Below are 19,587 nucleotides of genomic sequence, written 5' to 3' on the forward strand. Positions count from 1 at the left end.
ACATAATTACATCGGTTTAGGGCCACGCGCGCAGTCAGCTGACGAAAACGCATCAATCACGTTGTGATCGATACCTTCATTCTCCCCCGCCAGTTCAGCACTAAGTTTGGTCATAAACTCCACCAGAAAACGGGCGTTGTGTTGCGCCAGTTGTTTACCTTTTGTGGTCTGCATCGTTTGCGGTAGTTTTAGCAGCTTGGTCTGAAAATGGTCCAGCGCGTAGCGTTTATCATCGAGCGGCCGATGCTGCGCGAACGGATCTTCGCCATCAAACAGCGCCACACCCAACGCGCCTGAAACCGCAAACACACGCGCCAGGCCAATTGCGCCTAAGGCTTCCAGCCGGTCCGCATCCTGCACGATTTTAGCTTCCGCCGTTAGGGGCGTAATTTGCGCACTGAAACTGTGTGCTGCAATGGCATGACAAACGGCCTCGATTTTCTCCGCTGGAAATTGCGCGAACTCTTCGCATAGCAGGCGACGCGTCTCTTCTGCTGCCAGTATTGAAGATTGCTGTCGTTGCGGATGATTTTTCGCCAGGCTCACGATATCGTGAAAATAACAGGCGGTTAAAATCACCAGCATGTCCACGTCTTCATCTACCGCCAGTTTTTGTGCCGTCGCCCAGACGCGGCGAAAATGACACAGGTCATGGGCCGCGTCCTGATACTGATGATGGCTCTTCAACCAGTTCTCGAATTGTGCCTGCCAGTGTTGTAAGTCCATATGCGCTCCGCTGCCAAAGAGTCGCAACCTTAGCAGTTTTTACTCATAGCGTCTGTTACGTACGGGTCGAGGTCGCGTGTACCAGGCAATGCCGCCTAACAACGCACCGACCATGGCCATAAACAAAAATCCCACTAACGCACCTAACCACTTACCCGCAGTTGAACCTAAATCACTTTCAAATCCAGACACGGGGGCATCGGGGATGCGGCTCATTACCCAGATGTAACGCGCCATTACCCAGACAAAATAACCACACCAGGTATAGAAAGCCCATAAAGCCAGTTTGCCGCCAGGGCTGCGAGAGAGTCTTTCTTCCATTGCTGTCGAACCATACTCCATTTTGAGATAACCCGGAAAATTCAGACTTATACTGTTATGTGATAAAAGTCACATTTTTCCACATCGGTCGAGCCAGTCAAGTCTCATTCATTTTTTGAACAAATATATGAATCTTAACCAGTGACATTATTTGCAGTAAAAACAAGTCGGAAGGCATTTGTTTTTCGTTTGAGCATAATTAATTAATTCATATTTTGAATATATTAACACTGAATGCAATTATACCTTTTTTGTTTTCTGTGTCATGATAACTGCGTTATTAGCCTTTTATCGTCTTGTTTATATTTTTGGGCCGGCATGATGCCGGCTTTTTTTATGCGTTTATTTATGTGCAGTAGATCACACTAAGTCTTTAGCTCAACAACCATTGATGCAACCTATCCTTCCAAAAGAACAATAAATCATTGATATAGAAATATAAAAATGATGAATGCTTATGTCTACAATTCATAATTTTGAATTATATTAAATAGAATAGAAACATTTTGAAATCTTTTAAATACATTTGTTACATGTAATCTTTAAAATAAAATGAACTTCATAGAATAGTATCCAAATGTGCTTTTTTTTGGATAACGGCACTTATTGATATATTCATGAAGATTATAATCACAAGGGAATACATAATGAAAAGAAAAGTTCTGGCAATGCTGGTCCCGGCGTTATTAGTTGCTGGCGCAGCAAATGCGGCTGAAGTCTATAATAAAGATGGTAATAAACTGGATTTATACGGAAAAGTAGCGGGTCTGCACTACTTCTCTGATGACTCTGGCAGTGATGGCGACATGTCATATGCCCGTATCGGTTTCAAAGGTGAAACCCAGATCGCTGACCAGTTCACTGGCTATGGTCAGTGGGAATTTAACATTGGTGCAAACGGCCCGGAAAGTGACAAGGGTAATACCGCAACGCGTCTGGCATTTGCAGGCTTTGGTTTCGGTCAGAACGGCACTTTCGACTATGGTCGTAACTACGGTGTCGTATATGACGTAGAAGCATGGACCGATATGCTGCCAGAATTTGGTGGAGATACCTATGCTGGCGCCGACAACTTCATGAACGGTCGTGCTAACAGCGTTGCAACCTACCGTAACAATGGCTTCTTTGGCCAGGTTGATGGTCTGAACTTTGCTCTGCAATACCAGGGTAATAACGAAAAAAGCGGATTATTTGATCAAGAAGGTTCCGGTAACGGTAATGGCCGTAAATTGGCCAAAGAGAACGGCGATGGTTACGGTATGTCAACTTCCTATGACTTTGACTTCGGTTTAAGTCTGGGTGCTGCATATTCTAACTCTGACCGTACCGATAACCAGGTTCACAAAGGTACTCATAACACTCGTTATGGAGATCGCTTCGATGCAACAGCTGGCGGTGAAACAGCAGAAGCATGGACCGTTGGTGCTAAATACGACGCTAATAACGTTTACTTAGCAGCCATGTATGCTGAAACCCGTAACATGACTGGTTACGGTGATGCTGATGCTATCGCTAACAAAACCCAAAACTTCGAAGTTGTTGCTCAGTATCAGTTCGACTTCGGTCTGCGTCCGTCCATCGCTTACCTGCAATCAAAAGGTAAGGATTTAGGCGGTGTAAATAGTGATAACTTTGACAGCCAGGGTAATCATCATTACACCAACAAAGACCTGGTTAAATATGTTGATATCGGTATGACCTACTATTTCAACAAAAACATGTCCACCTATGTTGATTATAAAATCAACCTGCTGGACAACGGCGACGACTTCTACAAAGAAAACGGCATCGCGACCGACGATATCGTTGCTGTGGGCTTAGTCTACCAGTTCTAATCAGCCAACGCGCCGCGGCTCGTAACTGTAAAACATAATATCGGCCTGAGTTCGTCCCTCATCGAATTCAGGCTTTTTTATATCCCACATCAAATCACCAACAGCGGCACGCTAAACTGCCGTAGCATGTCGATAAACCCTAATTCCTGCGTAGCTCCCAGCACAATAACATCAGCCAGTTGTTGTTCAGCAAGTTCCTTTATCCCTTCCGGAAGAGTGCCGAAATGAACATATGTATGAATAAATCCTTCAGGCAAAACCAGTTGTTCTGCTATATGAGCTAAACGGCACACAGCCTGCCCACGTAGAGCTTCTTTAAAACGATGCATATCAGAAATATACCCACGCTCGAGAACTCTTAAATATTCCGGTATAAAGCCAAGTAAGTGAACATGCCCAGAAGAAACATTGGCGAAAAATTGCGCATGGAAAAACGCTTGCTCTCTATCATCCCGAGAAAAAACATTCACCGGAATAACAATATTTCGGTACATAGGTATTCCCTGAAAAAATTCAATATTAATCAACTGCGCTTGAATGATTAGTGCATATTTTTAATGCTATATTTATGTCATTATCTTTAGAAAAGTTATCGTTGCTGCCCCACTTTAGTCTCCAGCCCATTCCCTCTGGCAAATTGCGCAAAGAGTACATCTGATGACAAGTAATTAATCATATCTGTCATCAGTTAAACCTTAATCTGGATCATCATTCTTTCGCGATAATCTTTCGTGCCAGACAGTTTTACGATTATTTTTTGCTAATAATCTCATTTTCTTAACTTACACTCTCATCGCATGTTCCGGGGAGATTCTTTGCTCCAGCATTTACCTATCTTAAGCAGGCCTCAGGCAAATCACTCGGTTGTCAGCCCCCCCCGGCGCCGCTCTAAGCATCACGTGAGCACAAAAAATCCCCACAATTAAAAATTGTGCTACCAGGGTGTCAATATCATGATTTCTGAAAAATAGACTAAAATAAATTAACACCAGTTCCAACCACTTTACGCAATAAGGAGAAAATTGGCATGACTAATATCCTACACAAGTGCAGCATAGTCATCGCACACTCCCCCTTGCATACCGCTTTCGATATATTGACTCCAATTTCCTATCTGGTTAAAAATAGCAACCAGCTCAGTCGCGAATATAGTGACTAACCTACATAAGTAACAACAAGGAATACACTATGACTGTTCAACAAAGTAAGAATCCGCAAATCGATATGGCTGAAGATAATGCTTTCTTCCCGTCAGAATATTCGTTAGGCCAATATACCAGCCCGATTTCTGATCTTGATGGGGTAGACTATCCAAAACCGTATAGCGGAAAGCAAAAAATCCTGGTAATCGCCGCCGATGAACGCTATTTGCCAACCGATAATGGTAAGCTCTTCTCAACAGGAAACCATCCGATTGAAACGTTGCTGCCGTTATATCATCTGCATGCTGCTGGTTTCGAGTTCGAAGTTGCGACGCTTTCTGGCCTGATGACAAAATTTGAATATTGGGCTATGCCGCGGAAAGATGAAAAAATTATGCCATTCTTTGAGCAGCACAAATCTCTGTTCCGCAATCCGAAAAAATTGGCAGATGTTGTCGCCAGCCTCAACGCAGACAGCGAATATGCAGCAATCTTTGTTCCTGGCGGTCACGGTGCTCTCATTGGTTTACCAGAAAGCAAAGACGTGGCTGCCGCTCTGCAGTGGGCAATCGAAAATGACCGTTTTGTTATCTCCCTTTGCCACGGTCCAGCAGCCTTTCTGGCGCTTCGACACGGCGATAACCCATTAAATGGTTATTCAATTTGCGCATTCCCTGACGCTGCAGACAAACAAACGCCAGAGATTGGCTACATGCCGGGTCATCTGACCTGGTACTTTGGTGAAGAACTGAAGAAAATGGGCATGAACATCGTCAATGATGATATTACCGGCCGGGTACACAAAGATCGTAAACTTTTAACCGGTGACAGTCCTTTCGCAGCAAATGCGTTAGGCAAACTGGCAGCACAGGAGATGCTGGCCGCATACGTAGGTTAATCGGCTGACACTTACTGTGGAATAAAAGTGGGGGTCACTCTCCCCCACTTAACAAACATGAAAACGACCACCTCCAATTGCTGACGTTTTAACGCTTCCCTTCACTTTACGCCCCTCAGACTGAAGAATGCGACACAAGCTGTTTTTAAACAGAATGATAATTCTCGAAAATGATTAACACATAAACCATAAATATATAGTATATTCCACGTTATTATTTATCGATTTTAGAAATCAATCATTTCTGATAAACTTCACCACGTTTTAACCAGAATGGAAGCGAGGTTGGAAATGTCATTTGTATCATTTTTCAGACGTATTGCATTTGCGTATTATGATTATCGCTGCAAAGATACTAATATTGCAAAAAGTGAATTTGTAGTTATTCACATCCCCGATCAAATTGGGGATGCAATGGCTATTTATCCAATAATCCGATCGCTTGAAATGCATAAAATAAAACACTTATTGATTGTCACATCAACAATTAATAAATCTGTTTTTGATGCACTTCATCTGGAACAAACAAAATTAACATTGGTCAGTATGACAATGCAGGATCATGCCAGTATTAAAGAAATAAAAAAATTAGCAAAAAACATCAATGAACAATATGGAACTCCTGATCTTTGTATTGAAGCAATGCGCAAGAAAAACCTGAAGACGATGCTATTTATTAGTCACTTACGAGCCAATGCAAATTTACAGGTTGTGGGTTTAACGATGAAATGTTATTCACCGATATGTAAGTCAGCGTCGAAAATGGATCAGTCACTACGCGCCCCAGTACCGCTGACCTGGGCCTTCATGATGCGAGAAGTAGGATTTCCGGCGCCCCCGCCCAGATTTGAATTGCCCCTCAGCGAAATAGTGCTAAACGAAGTACGTTGTGAGATGCATTCATTAGGTTCATATATTGCTCTTAATTTAGAAGGTAGCGTGCAAGCGAGAACATTTTCACTAACAATGGCACAAAAAATCATCGGGATGATTAAAATACAATCAGACATGCCAATTGTCATTGTTCATGGTCCGAAAGGTTCGGAAACAGCCCTGGAACTAACCCGGCATTTTGATAACGTTTATCATTTGTCGTTATCACCTTCAATAATGCGGTCTGCAGCAATCATAAGAGATGCCTTCCTTGCAATAACGCCAGACACATCTATTTTACACATGGCAAGTGCTTATAATGTTCCTGTCATCGCCGTGTATGCTGATTATAAGACTCGCTGGCCTGCCATGGCCGATATTTCAGAGACGATTGTGGTAGGAAAGGCTATTGATCATCTAAATTTGGATGAATTCAGCAATACGCTGAAAAGGATTATCGCGAAAATTTCAGTCACAGCGTAATGAAAGCTCTAACAAAAATTCAAACACTAAAGCACGTTTGCAGAAAAGCAAAAAGCCTGCTCGAAAGCAGGCTTTTTTGAATTTGGCTCCTCTGACTGGACTCGAACCAGTGACATACGGATTAACAGTCCGCCGTTCTACCGACTGAACTACAGAGGAATCGTGAGAACGAGGCGAATATTACTTAGCAGCGCAGCGAGTGTCAACACTAAAATTCGCAAGCCATTTCAATCGGTTAATTAAGCAACAAAATTTATATTTAATGAACATTTGGTACTGGATAGGTGTCTCGCCCACTGGCATTTCGTAGCCGTTGTAATGGATCCTGCTTATAAAATTGGCAGAAACGTTGCCACAGCGAGGGGAAGCGTGGCGCAAAAAGTTCCGGCGCACTAAAAAAGTATTCGGAAAGCACGGCAAAACATTCTGCAGGGTCACTGGCAGCATAAGCATCGATGCTGGAGGCATTTTCGCCCACTAACTCAATTTCTTCCTGAATGTTATCCATCGCCGCATGAAGATCGTGTTCCCATCCTGCGACCTCACGTAAAGAAATAAAGGGAACCCCACTGGCGCGATCGCCATTTCGCGTATCCAGTTTATGTGCAACTTCGTGGATAATCAGATTAAAGCCCGAGGCATCGAAAGAATCTTGTATATCGAGCCAGTTCAGCACGATTGGGCCTTGCTGCCAGCTTTGTCCTGATTGAACGATACGTTGATTATGTACCAGTCCTATATCGTCTTCCCATTCATCGTCCACCACAAATGGCGCAGGGTAAATTAGCACTTCATGAAAACCATCCAGCCATTCCAGTCCAAGCTCCAGAACAGGCAAGCAGAAAAGTAAGGCGATGCGACTACTTTTCAATGCATCAAGTTCAAATCCTTGTAGCGGGACCAGTCTTTTTTGCTGTAAAAAACGTTCGGCAAGAGTGACTAGTTTGCTTTGCTCCTGCTCTGTCAGACATGTCAAAAGAGGTATCGCCAGAGCTTCCTTCCATGGCAGCGTATCTTCATGATCTGTTTCTTGTACTTTCCAGGGCCACTTAATCATCGTTTTGCTCGCAAACTCGTCACTTGAACAAAATTGCACGGACAGGGACTGTTAAAATGCCAAATTTCCTGGCATCATGGCAACCATCTGAACGGAGAGATGCCGGAGCGGCTGAACGGACCGGTCTCGAAAACCGGAGTAGGGGCAACTCTACCGGGGGTTCAAATCCCCCTCTCTCCGCCAATCATTCAAGCAATTAGCTCGCCTGGTGTCAGTGACACAAATCCCATTAGGAAAATTCAAAAAAACCCATCAGAGAAAAATAGCATCAGCCGAGCATGCGTTGCGGCTTTAGCGTTCACATTTTTCTGTTCAACGCGGTTGTAATATGTAACTGCCCCCTCCCGGCCCTTCATCCTCAGTTCCTGGCATAAAAACATTTGCAGATGCTTTCTGTCGCGTTAGTCTCATAAGGTTCGTTTATAGATCGACGGCAATGTGAGTTACCTTTTCCATACTAATTATAAAAAGACAGTACAAACAGGATCACTATGGACTCCACGCTCATCTCCACGCGTCCCGATGAAGGAACGCTTTCGTTAAGTCGCGCCCGACGCGCTGCATTAGGCAGTTTCGCGGGTGCCGTCGTCGACTGGTATGATTTTTTACTCTATGGCATTACCGCCGCATTGGTGTTTAATCGCGAGTTTTTCCCGCAGGTAAGCCCGGCAATGGGAACGCTCGCTGCATTTGCTACCTTTGGTGTCGGTTTCCTTTTTCGTCCGCTCGGTGGCGTCATTTTCGGCCATTTCGGCGACCGACTGGGGCGTAAGCGCATGTTGATGCTTACCGTCTGGATGATGGGCATCGCCACAGCATTGATCGGCATTCTCCCTTCGTTCTCAACTATTGGCTGGTGGGCACCAATTTTACTGGTGATGCTGCGAGCTATTCAGGGATTTGCTGTTGGCGGCGAATGGGGAGGCGCTGCGTTGCTGTCCGTTGAGAGCGCGCCCAAAAACAAAAAAGCCTTTTACAGTAGCGGCGTACAAGTTGGTTACGGTGTAGGGTTACTCCTTTCAACCGGACTGGTGTCACTGATCAGTATGATGACAACTGACGAGCAATTTTTGAGCTGGGGTTGGCGCATTCCTTTCCTGTTTAGCATCGTACTGGTGCTGGGTGCATTGTGGGTGCGCAATGGCATGGAGGAGTCCGCTGAATTTGAACAACAGCAGCATAATCAAGCGGTAGTGCAAAAACGCATCCCGGTTATCGAAGCTCTGTTACGACATCCCGGTGCTTTCCTTAAGATTATTGCGCTGCGACTGTGCGAGTTGCTAACAATGTATATCGTTACCGCCTTTGCACTTAACTATTCGACCCAGAATATGGGGCTGCCGCGCGAATTGTTCCTCAATATTGGTTTGCTGGTGGGTGGATTAAGCTGCCTGACAATTCCCTGTTTTGCCTGGCTTGCCGATCGTTTTGGTCGCCGTAGGGTTTATATCACCGGCGCAATAATCGGTACGTTAAGCGCATTTCCTTTTTTTATAGCGCTTGAGGCACAGTCCATTTTCTGGATCGTTTTCTTCTCCATTATGCTGGCGAACATTGCGCATGACATGGTGGTTTGCGTGCAACAGCCGATGTTCACCGAGATGTTTGGTGCCAGTTATCGCTACAGCGGCGCTGGCGTCGGATATCAGGTTGCCAGCGTGGTAGGCGGTGGATTTACACCTTTTATTGCTGCTGCTCTGATTACTTATTTTGCTGGAGACTGGCATAGCGTCGCCATTTATTTGCTGGCTGGCTGCCTGATTTCCGCAATAACCGCTTTGTTGATGAAAGACAATCAACGCGCCTGAGGCTGTGGCGAAGATCGTCCGATCTTCGCCTTACACTTTTGTTTCACATTCCTGTGACATACTATCGGAAAAGCGGTAATTGTATGGAACAGGAGACACACATGAATAATAAGGGCTCCGGTCTGACCCCAGCTCAGGCACTGGATAAACTTGACGCGCTATATGAAAAATCTGTAGTCGCTTTACGCAACGCCATTGGCAAATATATTAAAAGTGGCGAACTGCCTGATGAAAACGCCCGAAAACACGGTCTTTTTGTCTATCCATCGCTGACCGTGACCTGGGACGGTAGCGCAACAAACCCTCCCAAAACACGCGCGTTTGGTCGTTTTACTCACGCTGGCAGCTACACGACCACCATCACCCGCCCTGCCCTCTTTCGTTCATATCTTAATGAACAATTAACTCTGCTGTACCAGGATTATGGTGCACATATTTCCGTGCAACCGTCAGAGCATGAAATTCCTTATCCCTATGTCATCGACGGCTCAGAGCTGACGCTTGATCGCTCAATGAGCGCCGGATTAACTCGTTATTTCCCGACAACCGAACTGGCACAAATTGGCGATGAAACGGCAGACGGCATTTATCATCCAACGGAATTCTCCCCGCTATCGCATTTTGATGCACGCCGGGTAGATTTTTCCCTCGCACGGTTACGCCATTATACGGGTACGCCAGTTGAACATTTTCAGCCGTTCGTCTTGTTTACCAACTACACACGTTATGTGGATGAATTCGTACGTTGGGGGTGCAGCCAGATCCTTGATCCTCATAGCCCCTACATTGCCCTTTCTTGTGCTGGCGGGAACTGGATCACCGCTGAAACCGAAGCACCGGAAGAAGCAATTTCCGACCTCGCATGGAAAAAACACCAGATGCCCGCATGGCATTTAATCACTACCGATGGTCAGGGTATTACTCTGGTTAATATTGGCGTGGGGCCGTCAAATGCCAAAACTATCTGCGATCATCTGGCGGTGCTGCGCCCGGATGTCTGGTTGATGATTGGTCACTGCGGAGGATTACGTGAAAGCCAGGCTATTGGAGATTACGTACTTGCGCATGCTTATTTACGCGATGACCACGTTCTTGATGCGGTTCTGCCCCCCGATATTCCTATTCCGAGCATTGCTGAAGTACAACGTGCACTTTATGACGCCACCAAACTCGTCAGCGGCAGGCCGGGTGAGGAAGTTAAACAGCGGCTACGCACTGGAACTGTAGTAACCACTGATGACAGGAACTGGGAGCTACGCTACTCAGCTTCTGCACTGCGTTTTAATTTAAGTCGGGCCGTGGCAATTGATATGGAAAGTGCCACCATTGCAGCACAAGGATATCGTTTCCGCGTGCCATACGGGACACTACTGTGTGTTTCAGATAAACCGTTGCATGGTGAGATTAAACTTCCCGGTCAGGCTAACCGTTTTTATGAAGGCGCAATTTCCGAGCACCTGCAAATTGGCATTCGGGCGATAGACTTGCTGCGCGCAGAAGGCGACCGACTGCATTCGCGTAAACTGCGGACCTTTAATGAACCACCGTTCCGATAATGAGTTCAGATCCTTTGCGTCAGGAAAAGATGTGAAGGATTTGATTAAGTAACAAAGCAAAAAGCCCGCTATAAAAGCGGGCTTTTCAGAAATTTGGCTCCTCTGACTGGACTCGAACCAGTGACATACGGATTAACAGTCCGCCGTTCTACCGACTGAACTACAGAGGAATCGCGAGAACGGGGCGAATATTAACGATGCCCATCCACAATGTCAAAGCCTGTTTTTTAATTTTGAATTCGTTTGCTGAAATAATCTGCGCTTTGTCGTTTATTCCGACACACCTGGCTTTTTTTCATACTATTCATGCTCAGAACGAGGGTATTTCCATAGCCATCGCCCTGTCACCATTCGCCAGTAAAACAGCACAGCCCGCACGGCCCAGTCGGCAAACATCCCCATCCAGACGCCAACCACACCCCAGCCAAGCATGATTCCCAACATATAACCGACTACTACCCGGCATCCCCACATGCTCAGCATAGAAACCCACATGGCGTAGCGAGCATCTCGGGCACCTTTAAAACCAGCAGGTAGTACCCAAGAGGCGGACCAAATCGGCATAAATAAAGCATTCAACCAAATCAGAATCACAACGACATGTTTAACCTGCGGATCCTGGGTATAAAACGACGCCATAATCCCGGCAAAGGGGGCTGTTAACCAGGCTATTGCCGTTAACCCAATAGTGGACAGCCAAAACACATGCCTCAATTGAATTTCTGCTTGCGCTCTTTGCCCTACCCCCAACCTTCGACCCGTAATGATTGTAGAAGCAGAACCAAGTGCACTTCCTGGTAAATTGATAAGAGCCGCAATCGAAAAAGCGATAAAATTCCCGGCGATAACACTCGTCCCCATCCCGGCAACGAACATTTGTGTTAATAACCGGCCACTGGTAAATAATACGGATTCCACACTTGCCGGAATACCAATCCCCATTACTTCCCAGATAATGCTGAAATTCAATGGTTTAAAATAGCTCTTTAACGAGATCCGTAACGCAGGATTAAAACCAATCGCCAGAACCCACAAAATGGCGACTGCGCCAATATAACGGGAAATAGTTAATCCCAGTCCTGCCCCGACAAACCCTAACCCCTGCCAGGAGAAAAGACCGTAAATCAATATGCCGCTAATGATGATATTAAGGATATTCAAACTACCATTTATAAGAAGCGGTATTTTCGTATTCCCTGCGCCGCGAAGTGCTCCGCTGCCAATCAAGGTGATTGCCGCCGCAGGATAACTGATGACTGTCAGCTCCAGATAAGTCAGCGCCAGTGCTTTTACCTCCGGTGTGGCCTCACCTGCAACAAAATCGATAATTTGCTCACCAAAATGATGAATAAGCGCTGCCAACAGTACGGCAAACAATGTCATGATCACTAATGACTGCCGTGTCGCTACCCTCGCTCGCCGTCGATCACGCTTACCGAGACTAAATGCCACAACGACTGTAGTACCAAGGTCGATAGCTGCAAAAAAAGCCATAATGACCATATTAAAACTGTCCGCCAACCCAACGCCTGCCATCGCATCTTTTCCCAGCCAACTGACCAGAAACGTGCTCAGTACGCCCATCAACAGGACACAGGCATTCTCCATAAAGATAGGAACAGCAAGCGGGGTTATCTCACGCCAGAACAACACCTTGTAGCTCTTACGTTTTGCGTGCCAGCGAGTGCCATGAACAATCTGGCGTAAAGCTGAGGAGATATTCAAAACTGACCTTAATTGCAGAAAGTGAAACCACATTTCAAATAATGAGGGAGAATCAGCAAAGCTGCAAAGATTTTCGCCAGCAAATTGTCTGCAAATGCAACAAACTGTTGATAGAAACGGCAAACGGTTGAGAAATTTAAAAATCAGGTTTGACAAAAGATTTTTCGCCGTTAAGATGTGCCTCAACAGCGATTCCTCTGTAGTTCAGTCGGTAGAACGGCGGACTGTTAATCCGTATGTCACTGGTTCGAGTCCAGTCAGAGGAGCCAAATTTCTGAAAAGCCCGCTTTATAGCGGGCTTTTTGCTATATCTGATAATCAATTTCCTCTTCACTATTTTCCATCACCTGTCGCTTAATATCCTCAACCGACAGTCCTGCATTGCACAGTTCCAGAAAACGCCAGACATAGTTACGCTGTAATTGTCCTCGTTTTAGTCCCAACCAGACGGTATTAGCATCGAAAAGATGGCGCGTTTCCAGACGAATTAAATTCTCTTCCTCTCGTTCGCCACTGGATTGTTCTGCTACTAATCCAATCCCCAGGCCAAGGGCTACGTAGGTTTTGATAACATCAGAATCCTGTGCACTCAATACAATATCTGCCAACAAACCTTTGCGGGCAAATGCGTCATCAATCCGCGAGCGACCAGTAATCCCCTGTCGGTAAGTGATCAACGGCCACTTCGCTATTGATTCCAGCGTCAATGGCGTAATTTTTGTTAAGGGATGATTATCTGGAACGAGCAAACTATGATGCCAACGAAACCATGGGAAGGCGACGAGTTGCGGATCATTGCTCAGACGCTCACTGGCGATGCCAATATCGGCCCCGCCATTTTGCAGCAACGTCGCAATTTCCTGTGGTGTTCCCTGGATAAGCTCAAGCCGCACTTCCGGGAAAAGTTCGCGAAAGGCTTTAATGACCTTTGGCAAGCTGTAGCGTGCCTGAGTATGCGTCGTTGCGATAGTGAGAACGCCAGATGTATCGTTGGTAAAGAGATCGGCAAGTCGACGAACATTACTGGCTTCATTCAGAATGCGTTCTGCAATTACCAGCAATGCTTTGCCCGGTTCAGTCATACCAAGCAGTCGTTTGCCCCGACGAACGAATATTTCTATACCAAGCTCATCCTCCAGCTCTCGAATATGACGGCTGACACCTGACTGTGAGGTAAAAAGCATATTCGCAACCTCTGTCAGGTTGTAATCCTGACGTGCAGCCTCGCGGATTATCTTTAGTTGTTGGAAATTCACGGTAAACTCCGGGCAGATCAGACATTCCGCTATTGTTAAAGTCTAACGCCCGGCATAACAAATAATAAAAACCCGCATCTTATTCCATCCAGATATAACGTTTAGCTAACCAATTGCCATTGTCTTTTTTCCATGACTGGAGGACTGATCACTGACAATAAAAGCTCTTTCACTGCTTGTGCCTGTGGCGACAGTTTTGCTCTGGCTGGTAAATTTAATGACAAGGAGAGACTCATTGACGGTGTGGTAATACGTGACATCCATCCGTTAACTGCGTCACATAACGAGCGCGCGGCTGATTCGGGTAACACTGCAACCCCCATGCCGCTGGCAATCGCTGCGGTAAGCGTGGCGATAGACTCAATTTCACCGATGACTTTTGCCGTGAGTCGCCGTAAAGAAAAAGCCTCATCAACGCGGAGTCTTACGGCACTGTAATCGCCGGGAAGAAAGAGATTCATTTGTGCTATAGCATTAACATCAACGCTTTGCCCTGGAAAATCCTGAGTTCCGACAAGAAAAAGATCTTCTTTTAACAAAGCCTGGCTGGATACGCCTGCCACAGGGGAATGCTCGTAAATTACCGCCATATCAAGCTGGCTATTTATAAGTTTATCGTTAAGAACAGCGCCGCTGTTTTCATGTAGATAGATAATCACTTCCGGAAATTCGGCACGTACCGCCTGTAATAAGGGCATGGTGATAGACGACGCGGCGGTTCCTGGCGCAAAGCCAATTGAGACTTGACCCGATAATGTCTGACCTACGTTATGAACTGCCAGTTGGGCCTGTTCACACTGACGTAAAATTGCCCGCGCATGGGTATAGAGAATTTTTCCGGCGTCTGTTGGAGTAACGCCACGTTTAGTGCGAATCAAAAGTTGTTGATCCAGCTCGCCTTCCAGTGTGGCGACCTGCTGACTGAGCGCAGGCTGCGCGATATGCAACACTTCAGCAGCCTGGGTCAGGCTACCAATGTCTACAATTTTTACGAAGTATTTCAGGCGTCTGAAGTTCATGTTGCCTCCGGTTTTTAAGAATCGGCCCAAGTGCCGGTATTACTCACAACCAGATTGCAAGATGCTTGCCAGTTTAAGTTTGGCGCTAATGCGAAAGCTAATCACGTGTCAAATAAGAGATTATGAATGTTTTGTCCTTTCATCCAGGTCACAGAACGAGCGTTCATTGCCCCATAAAAGGATGGCATGCACTACAATGGAACATTACAAAAAAGCTTGAATGTTCATCGCTTTGTTGAAATTGCCAGCAAACGAACAAAAAAATGCATTTCCCCCTTTGACATCGCGGAACGCTGCCATTAATATGCGCCCCGTTCACACGATTCCTCTGTAGTTCAGTCGGTAGAACGGCGGACTGTTAATCCGTATGTCACTGGTTCGAGTCCAGTCAGAGGAGCCAAATTCAAAAAAAACCTGCTTTCGAGCAGGTTTTTTGCTTTCTACGTAACAACTATTTTAAAACATCTGCCTGGAACCAGAATTAACTTGCACAGGCATTCCCGATCGACGTTGCAACGCAGCATTTGCCCGATTTACATCAACCTCTTGTCCATTGATAAATGCCTGCAATGAAGGCGTTACCGGCAATGGCACTTTTCTGTCGGACTCATATTCCGCCCGATTGCGCGATAACGGTTCATGAACTTCCAGCCACTTTGAGCCATCCAGTTCCGTTGTGTATTTCACCGGCTGATCGATAATTTGCACGCGCGTCCCGACTGGAACATTATCGAACAAATACTTTATGTCATCATTGCGCAGACGAATACAGCCCTGACTCACCCGCAAGCCAATGCCAAAATTGGCATTAGTTCCGTGGATGGCATAAAGCCGACCAATATAGATGGCATAAAGCCCCATAGGATTATCGGGCCCCGCAGGGACAAATGCTGGCAGGCTCTCCCCTCGTTTTGCATATTCACGGCGAGTATTAGGGGTTGGTGTCCAGGTTGGTGCTTCTTGTTTACGTTCAACGGCAGTCACCCAATTGCGCGGCGTTTCACGCCCGGCCTGACCAATGCCGATAGGAAACACTTCCACAGTATTACTGTCCGGCGGGTAGTAATAAAGACGCATCTCAGCGACGTTAACCACAATCCCTTTACGAACAGTGGCGGGCAAAATCAGTTGCTGCGGAATGGTGAGTTGCGAGCCAGACTTCGGCAAGAAAACATCAGCACCCGGATTCGCTTCCAGCATATTACTCAGACCTTGCCCGTACTGTGCAGCAAAGGTTTCCAGCGGCTGGGTATTGTGATCAGGAACCGTTATTGTCAGTGGTTGCCCTACTAAACGGCTACCCTCTGGAGGGAGTGGATAAGTTACCGCCAGACTATTATGGCTGGCAAAAAGCAGAACAAATGAACAAAGAATATTTACACGACGCATCATGTCCCTTTCCTAAGTCGCGAAAGCTATCCGATAAGTATAGCTTTTATCTGACTTTTCGTTTTTAACTGTTTAATTCAGAAGTCGTCTTCCCCGGTAGAACAATATTACTGGCGGCAAGTTCACCCATGTTGCTGTATATCGCGCAGGCGGCTTCGATGATGGGCATCGCCAGCGCTGCGCCACTCCCCTCACCTAAACGCATTTCCATATTGAGATAAGGCTCCAGCCCCAAATGTGACAGCGCTATACGCGCCCCTTTTTCTGCCGACAGGTGAGAAGGAATGAGATACGGTTTGATTGCAGGACATATCCGGCAGGCGGCAAGTGCAGCGGCGTAAGAAAGAAATCCATCCAGCAACACGGGTAAACCGCAGGAAGCGGCACCTAACATTACGCCAGCCATTCCGACCAAATCAAACCCACCGACTTTGGCCAGCACATCAATACCATCCTGTGGATTCGGTTGATTCAATGTTATTGCCCGACGAACAACATCAACTTTATGAGCCAGTTTATCTGTCGGCAGGTTTGCGCCAATACCGACTACTTCTTCAGGATCGCGTCCAGTAATCGCACTGACTATCGCCGCTGCCGGTGTGGTATTTGCCACCCCCAGTTCACCCACACCAAACAGCGTGACGCCATTTCTCGCTAACTCGCGCGTATATTGTATGACGTCCAGAAGTAACGCTTCAGCCTGACAGGGGCTCATTGCCGGACCCGAGGCAATATTACCGCTACCTCGTGCGACACGCATGTTAATAAGCCCAGGGATAGGCTCAACGGTATCAATCCCAACATCAATCACGTGAACTTTAGCGCCCGCTTGTGCTGCCAGCACACACACACCAGTTGTTCCACGTGTCATATTTTCAGCCTGGATGGCTGTCACTGCTTTCGGAGAAATAGCGACACCTTCATCCCAGACGCCGTGATCGGCACACATAACCAGCACTGCTTTTTGGCCCACATGAGGCACACCATTCAGTCCCGGCATTCCTGCCAGTTGTACGGCAAGCGCCTCCAGTCTTCCCAGACTACCGACAGGTTTGAGTAACCCGTCAATATACCGTTGGGTACGCGACATAGCGGCAGGATCGATGGCAGGGATCGTATTCAATAATTCGGCGAGTGTTTGCATGTAACGTCTCCTCGGTAATCAGTCTTATAGCAGTGCCAGCAGGAAGACCAGTTCACCAAGTTCTATGGCTGCTCCCAGCGTATCGCCGGTTTGCCCGCCCAGAGTCCGTTTGAGAACCTGACCGAGGACGAAAATCGCCACCATCGTCACCACCATAGCAGCCACACCATGCATACCTGGCAATAATACGGCAGCAAAAATAGCGGCTAAACCGAGTGTGACGCAGGTTTGTCGCCCGTCAATTTTGCCAATGAACACATTACCAAGCCCTTCTTCCCGGGCATAACAATGACGATACATCAACAATGCTGCAGTCCCACGGCTAACCGCACATGCTGCCGCCAGCGATGCAAGGATCGGTTCGCCACGCAGTGCCAACTCGCTTAGCACCAGAATCTTTGCCAGAACCACAAAAATCAGCGCCAGACCACCGTGAGTACCCAAACGGCTATCACGCATGATTTCCAACATGCGATCGCGGCTACGTGCAGAAAATACGCCATCACAGGTATCTGCGAGGCCGTCCAGGTGGAATCCCCCTGTCATCAGCGCCAGCACCAGCACGCTAAACAGTGCCGCCAGCGGTATGCCACACCATGTCTGCAACGCCATGAAGACCAGTCCACTAATGGCGCCAAGCAATAAACCAATTAAGGGAAAAGTAATGATACCGCGAGAATAATGCTCGAAATCCAGCCCCTGGGACCAACGACGCGGTACAGGCAGACGCGTAATAAAAGAGAGCATCGCCCAAAATAATTTACTCATTTGATTTTTACTCCAATACCCGAAACCACCAGCCATACTTCATCTGCCGCAGCGGCCAACTGCTGATTTACCCGCCCGGCAATATCACGAAAATGTCGCGCCAGACGATTCTCCGGCACAATCCCCATGCCCACTTCATTGGTCACTAATACGACCTTTGCAGTACAACGTTGACAGGCGGCAATCAACGATTGAATCTCACCATTAATCGCCTGCTCCATCGCGTCATAATCCCATTTTTCAGGATCTTTATTGCCGCCATATTCAAACAAAAGATTAGTCACCATTGTTGTAATGCATTCCAGCAACACGGCAGCCTGCGGATTAATGTCTGCGTTAATTAACTCATCAAGATTTTGCCAGCGTTCCACCGTGTGCCAGTGCGCCGGGCGACCTTGCCGATGGTGTTCAATCCGTGCGGCCATCTCATCATCAAAAATTTGCGAAGTAGCGATATACAGGACCTGTGGAGTGTCCCCAATAAGCGCCTCGGCGTGCCGGCTCTTCCCGCTCCGTGCGCCCCCCGTCACCAAAATCATCATACGGACTCCCGGTTCAATTGTATGATGGTATTCATTGACCAGAGCAATGGATATTCCACTGTTACTGACCGTAATAACATTTCTTCGATTAATACTGCGCGTATTAAAAATAAAAATCCAGCATTCTCAATCCATTACGAATGAGGGAGGCTTTGTGAAATAGCCCAATTTCCCTGCGTTAACGACCGACAAAATGTGTCATTAGCAACGGCTTCTCTGAATTGACACATTTCATTCAGATAATGGATTAACGCTACAGCCCCACCAGCCGTACCATTCAGCAAACGAGCATTGTACTCTGCTATTAAGATTACCGTCACGCCATCAGGCAGAGGGAGCCTTTCTGGGATGAGTGTCCCGCTTTCAGCAATCAATAACAGCACTGAATAATCGCTATACGCATCTGATAATGATTGTTCTGGCCCACCGTTAAAAGGCAGGAAACCTTGCTGCCAATCCTCACCGACAAAACAGGTAATAGGCAACATTTCAGCCAGATGTTTAGCGAGTTCAATATCGCCAGATGAGAGGCAAAAAAGAGCTATCGATTCAGGTTTTATCGTTTTCATGACCACCACCCTCCGCTTAGTTTCCTGTAATAACGGTCAGGTTGATATGCCACAAAAAAAGATTGCCACACCACAAGTGCAGCCCTGGTGCCTGTCGACACGACGATGAATGAAATAAATGCTGCCGCCATCCCCTGATCCTTTCAGGGTGGTAGGGGTATAAAGACGCGCCAGTGCTCAACCGGGCGCTTCCAGACAACCCACTTCCCACCGAAGTTGTTGGTATTAACTGACAGGCTGGTCTTCTGGCTTAGCGTCATCCTCCCCCGACCTTCCCGATCTCACGATCAGTGGCATTTTCGGGGTTGTCAGCATTACAGCAGCGGGGGCTGCGAGGGATTTCCACCCTCTTCCCAGGCACAAATGTGCCAAACATGTCAGCGTATGTTATGAGCCGATTTCAATTTTCCCATAACACGTAAATGAATTATTACTGCCAGAGTATATTTAACCATCCCTCATTTTTTACATTGAAT

At 46.8% G+C, this 19,587-nt stretch carries 17 protein-coding genes, 5 tRNA genes and 1 riboswitch; of the genes, 8 read left to right on the forward strand and 14 right to left on the reverse strand.

What is annotated here, in order from left to right; genetic code table 11:
* Positions 1-6: 6 nt before the first annotated feature.
* The gene (locus D9741_RS17705) at positions 7-726 is read right to left on the reverse strand and encodes a phosphohydrolase (RefSeq protein WP_130216445.1); all 720 of its coding nucleotides are present in this window, start codon (positions 724-726) and stop codon (positions 7-9) included.
* A gap of 39 nt (positions 727-765) precedes the next feature.
* Positions 766-1,047, reverse strand: a complete 282-nt coding sequence (gene drpB / locus D9741_RS17710) for a cell division protein DrpB (RefSeq protein WP_254446237.1) — start codon at positions 1,045-1,047, stop codon at positions 766-768.
* Between the two features lie 647 nt (positions 1,048-1,694).
* On the opposite strand from drpB, the gene ompC reads away from it, so the two are divergent.
* On the forward strand, positions 1,695-2,882 hold the full coding sequence (gene ompC, locus D9741_RS17715; protein WP_130216441.1) for a porin OmpC: 1,188 nt from the start codon (positions 1,695-1,697) through the stop codon (positions 2,880-2,882).
* Positions 2,883-2,971: 89 nt separating this feature from the next.
* On the opposite strand, the gene D9741_RS17720 is transcribed toward ompC, so the two are convergent.
* Positions 2,972-3,376, reverse strand: coding sequence for a universal stress protein (locus D9741_RS17720; RefSeq protein ID WP_130216439.1), 405 nt, complete (start codon positions 3,374-3,376; stop codon positions 2,972-2,974).
* Between the two features lie 694 nt (positions 3,377-4,070).
* Between D9741_RS17720 and hchA the strand changes: the two genes are divergently transcribed.
* Positions 4,071-4,922, forward strand: a complete 852-nt coding sequence (hchA, locus tag D9741_RS17725) for a glyoxalase III HchA (protein ID WP_130216437.1) — start codon at positions 4,071-4,073, stop codon at positions 4,920-4,922.
* A gap of 291 nt (positions 4,923-5,213) precedes the next feature.
* A complete protein-coding gene (locus tag D9741_RS17730; protein ID WP_130216538.1) occupies positions 5,214-6,278 on the forward strand; it encodes a glycosyltransferase family 9 protein in 1,065 nt (354 codons plus the stop codon).
* A gap of 83 nt (positions 6,279-6,361) precedes the next feature.
* Here D9741_RS17730 and D9741_RS17735 read toward each other — a convergent pair.
* Positions 6,362-6,437 (reverse strand) — tRNA-Asn (locus D9741_RS17735).
* 100 nt (positions 6,438-6,537) lie between these two features.
* Positions 6,538-7,335, reverse strand: a complete 798-nt coding sequence (mtfA, locus tag D9741_RS17740; RefSeq protein WP_130216435.1) for a DgsA anti-repressor MtfA — start codon at positions 7,333-7,335, stop codon at positions 6,538-6,540.
* A 93-nt stretch (positions 7,336-7,428) separates the two neighbouring features.
* Here mtfA and D9741_RS17745 point away from each other — a divergent pair.
* The 3 genes from D9741_RS17745 to amn all read left to right on the forward strand — a co-directional run bounded on the left by D9741_RS17745 (position 7,429) and on the right by amn (position 10,699).
* A tRNA-Ser gene (locus tag D9741_RS17745) sits at positions 7,429-7,518 on the forward strand.
* Positions 7,519-7,826: 308 nt separating this feature from the next.
* On the forward strand, positions 7,827-9,143 hold the full coding sequence (gene shiA / locus D9741_RS17750; RefSeq protein ID WP_130216433.1) for a shikimate transporter: 1,317 nt from the start codon (positions 7,827-7,829) through the stop codon (positions 9,141-9,143).
* A gap of 101 nt (positions 9,144-9,244) precedes the next feature.
* On the forward strand, positions 9,245-10,699 hold the full coding sequence (amn, locus tag D9741_RS17755; RefSeq protein WP_130208633.1) for an AMP nucleosidase: 1,455 nt from the start codon (positions 9,245-9,247) through the stop codon (positions 10,697-10,699).
* A gap of 94 nt (positions 10,700-10,793) precedes the next feature.
* Here amn and D9741_RS17760 read toward each other — a convergent pair.
* Positions 10,794-10,869 (reverse strand) — tRNA-Asn (locus D9741_RS17760).
* A 130-nt stretch (positions 10,870-10,999) separates the two neighbouring features.
* Complete coding sequence (yeeO, locus tag D9741_RS17765) at positions 11,000-12,457, reverse strand: toxic metabolite efflux MATE transporter YeeO (protein ID WP_346461986.1); 1,458 nt, start codon at positions 12,455-12,457, stop codon at positions 11,000-11,002.
* Between the two features lie 160 nt (positions 12,458-12,617).
* Between yeeO and D9741_RS17770 the strand changes: the two genes are divergently transcribed.
* Positions 12,618-12,693: transfer RNA gene (locus tag D9741_RS17770), tRNA-Asn, on the forward strand.
* 36 nt (positions 12,694-12,729) lie between these two features.
* Here D9741_RS17770 and cbl read toward each other — a convergent pair.
* Positions 12,730-13,680: an HTH-type transcriptional regulator Cbl gene (cbl, locus tag D9741_RS17775; RefSeq protein ID WP_130216429.1), complete on the reverse strand. Its 951-nt coding sequence runs from the start codon at positions 13,678-13,680 to the stop codon at positions 12,730-12,732.
* Between the two features lie 101 nt (positions 13,681-13,781).
* Positions 13,782-14,699, reverse strand: coding sequence for a nitrogen assimilation transcriptional regulator NAC (gene nac, locus D9741_RS17780; RefSeq protein ID WP_130216427.1), 918 nt, complete (start codon positions 14,697-14,699; stop codon positions 13,782-13,784).
* Between the two features lie 324 nt (positions 14,700-15,023).
* Here nac and D9741_RS17785 point away from each other — a divergent pair.
* Positions 15,024-15,099: transfer RNA gene (locus tag D9741_RS17785), tRNA-Asn, on the forward strand.
* 56 nt (positions 15,100-15,155) lie between these two features.
* Here D9741_RS17785 and ldtA read toward each other — a convergent pair.
* The 5 genes from ldtA to D9741_RS17810 form a co-directional block, all read right to left on the reverse strand.
* A complete protein-coding gene (gene ldtA / locus D9741_RS17790) occupies positions 15,156-16,091 on the reverse strand; it encodes a L,D-transpeptidase (protein ID WP_130216425.1) in 936 nt (311 codons plus the stop codon).
* Between the two features lie 61 nt (positions 16,092-16,152).
* Positions 16,153-17,232, reverse strand: coding sequence for a nicotinate-nucleotide--dimethylbenzimidazole phosphoribosyltransferase (gene cobT / locus D9741_RS17795; protein WP_130216423.1), 1,080 nt, complete (start codon positions 17,230-17,232; stop codon positions 16,153-16,155).
* Between the two features lie 24 nt (positions 17,233-17,256).
* Positions 17,257-18,000, reverse strand: a complete 744-nt coding sequence (cobS, locus tag D9741_RS17800; RefSeq protein WP_130216421.1) for an adenosylcobinamide-GDP ribazoletransferase — start codon at positions 17,998-18,000, stop codon at positions 17,257-17,259.
* Positions 17,997-18,542, reverse strand: a complete 546-nt coding sequence (cobU, locus tag D9741_RS17805; protein WP_130216419.1) for a bifunctional adenosylcobinamide kinase/adenosylcobinamide-phosphate guanylyltransferase — start codon at positions 18,540-18,542, stop codon at positions 17,997-17,999. Before cobU ends, cobS begins: the two co-directional genes overlap by 4 nt.
* A gap of 134 nt (positions 18,543-18,676) precedes the next feature.
* Positions 18,677-19,111 (reverse strand): cobalamin biosynthesis protein, encoded by a 435-nt coding sequence (locus tag D9741_RS17810; RefSeq protein WP_130216417.1) that lies wholly within the window; start codon positions 19,109-19,111, stop codon positions 18,677-18,679.
* Between the two features lie 217 nt (positions 19,112-19,328).
* A riboswitch (cobalamin riboswitch) is annotated at positions 19,329-19,504 on the reverse strand.
* Between the last annotated feature and the right edge of the window lie 83 nt (positions 19,505-19,587).

The sequence above is a fragment of the Escherichia sp. E14V7 genome (assembly GCF_004212225.1).
Taxonomy (GTDB): domain Bacteria; phylum Pseudomonadota; class Gammaproteobacteria; order Enterobacterales; family Enterobacteriaceae; genus Escherichia.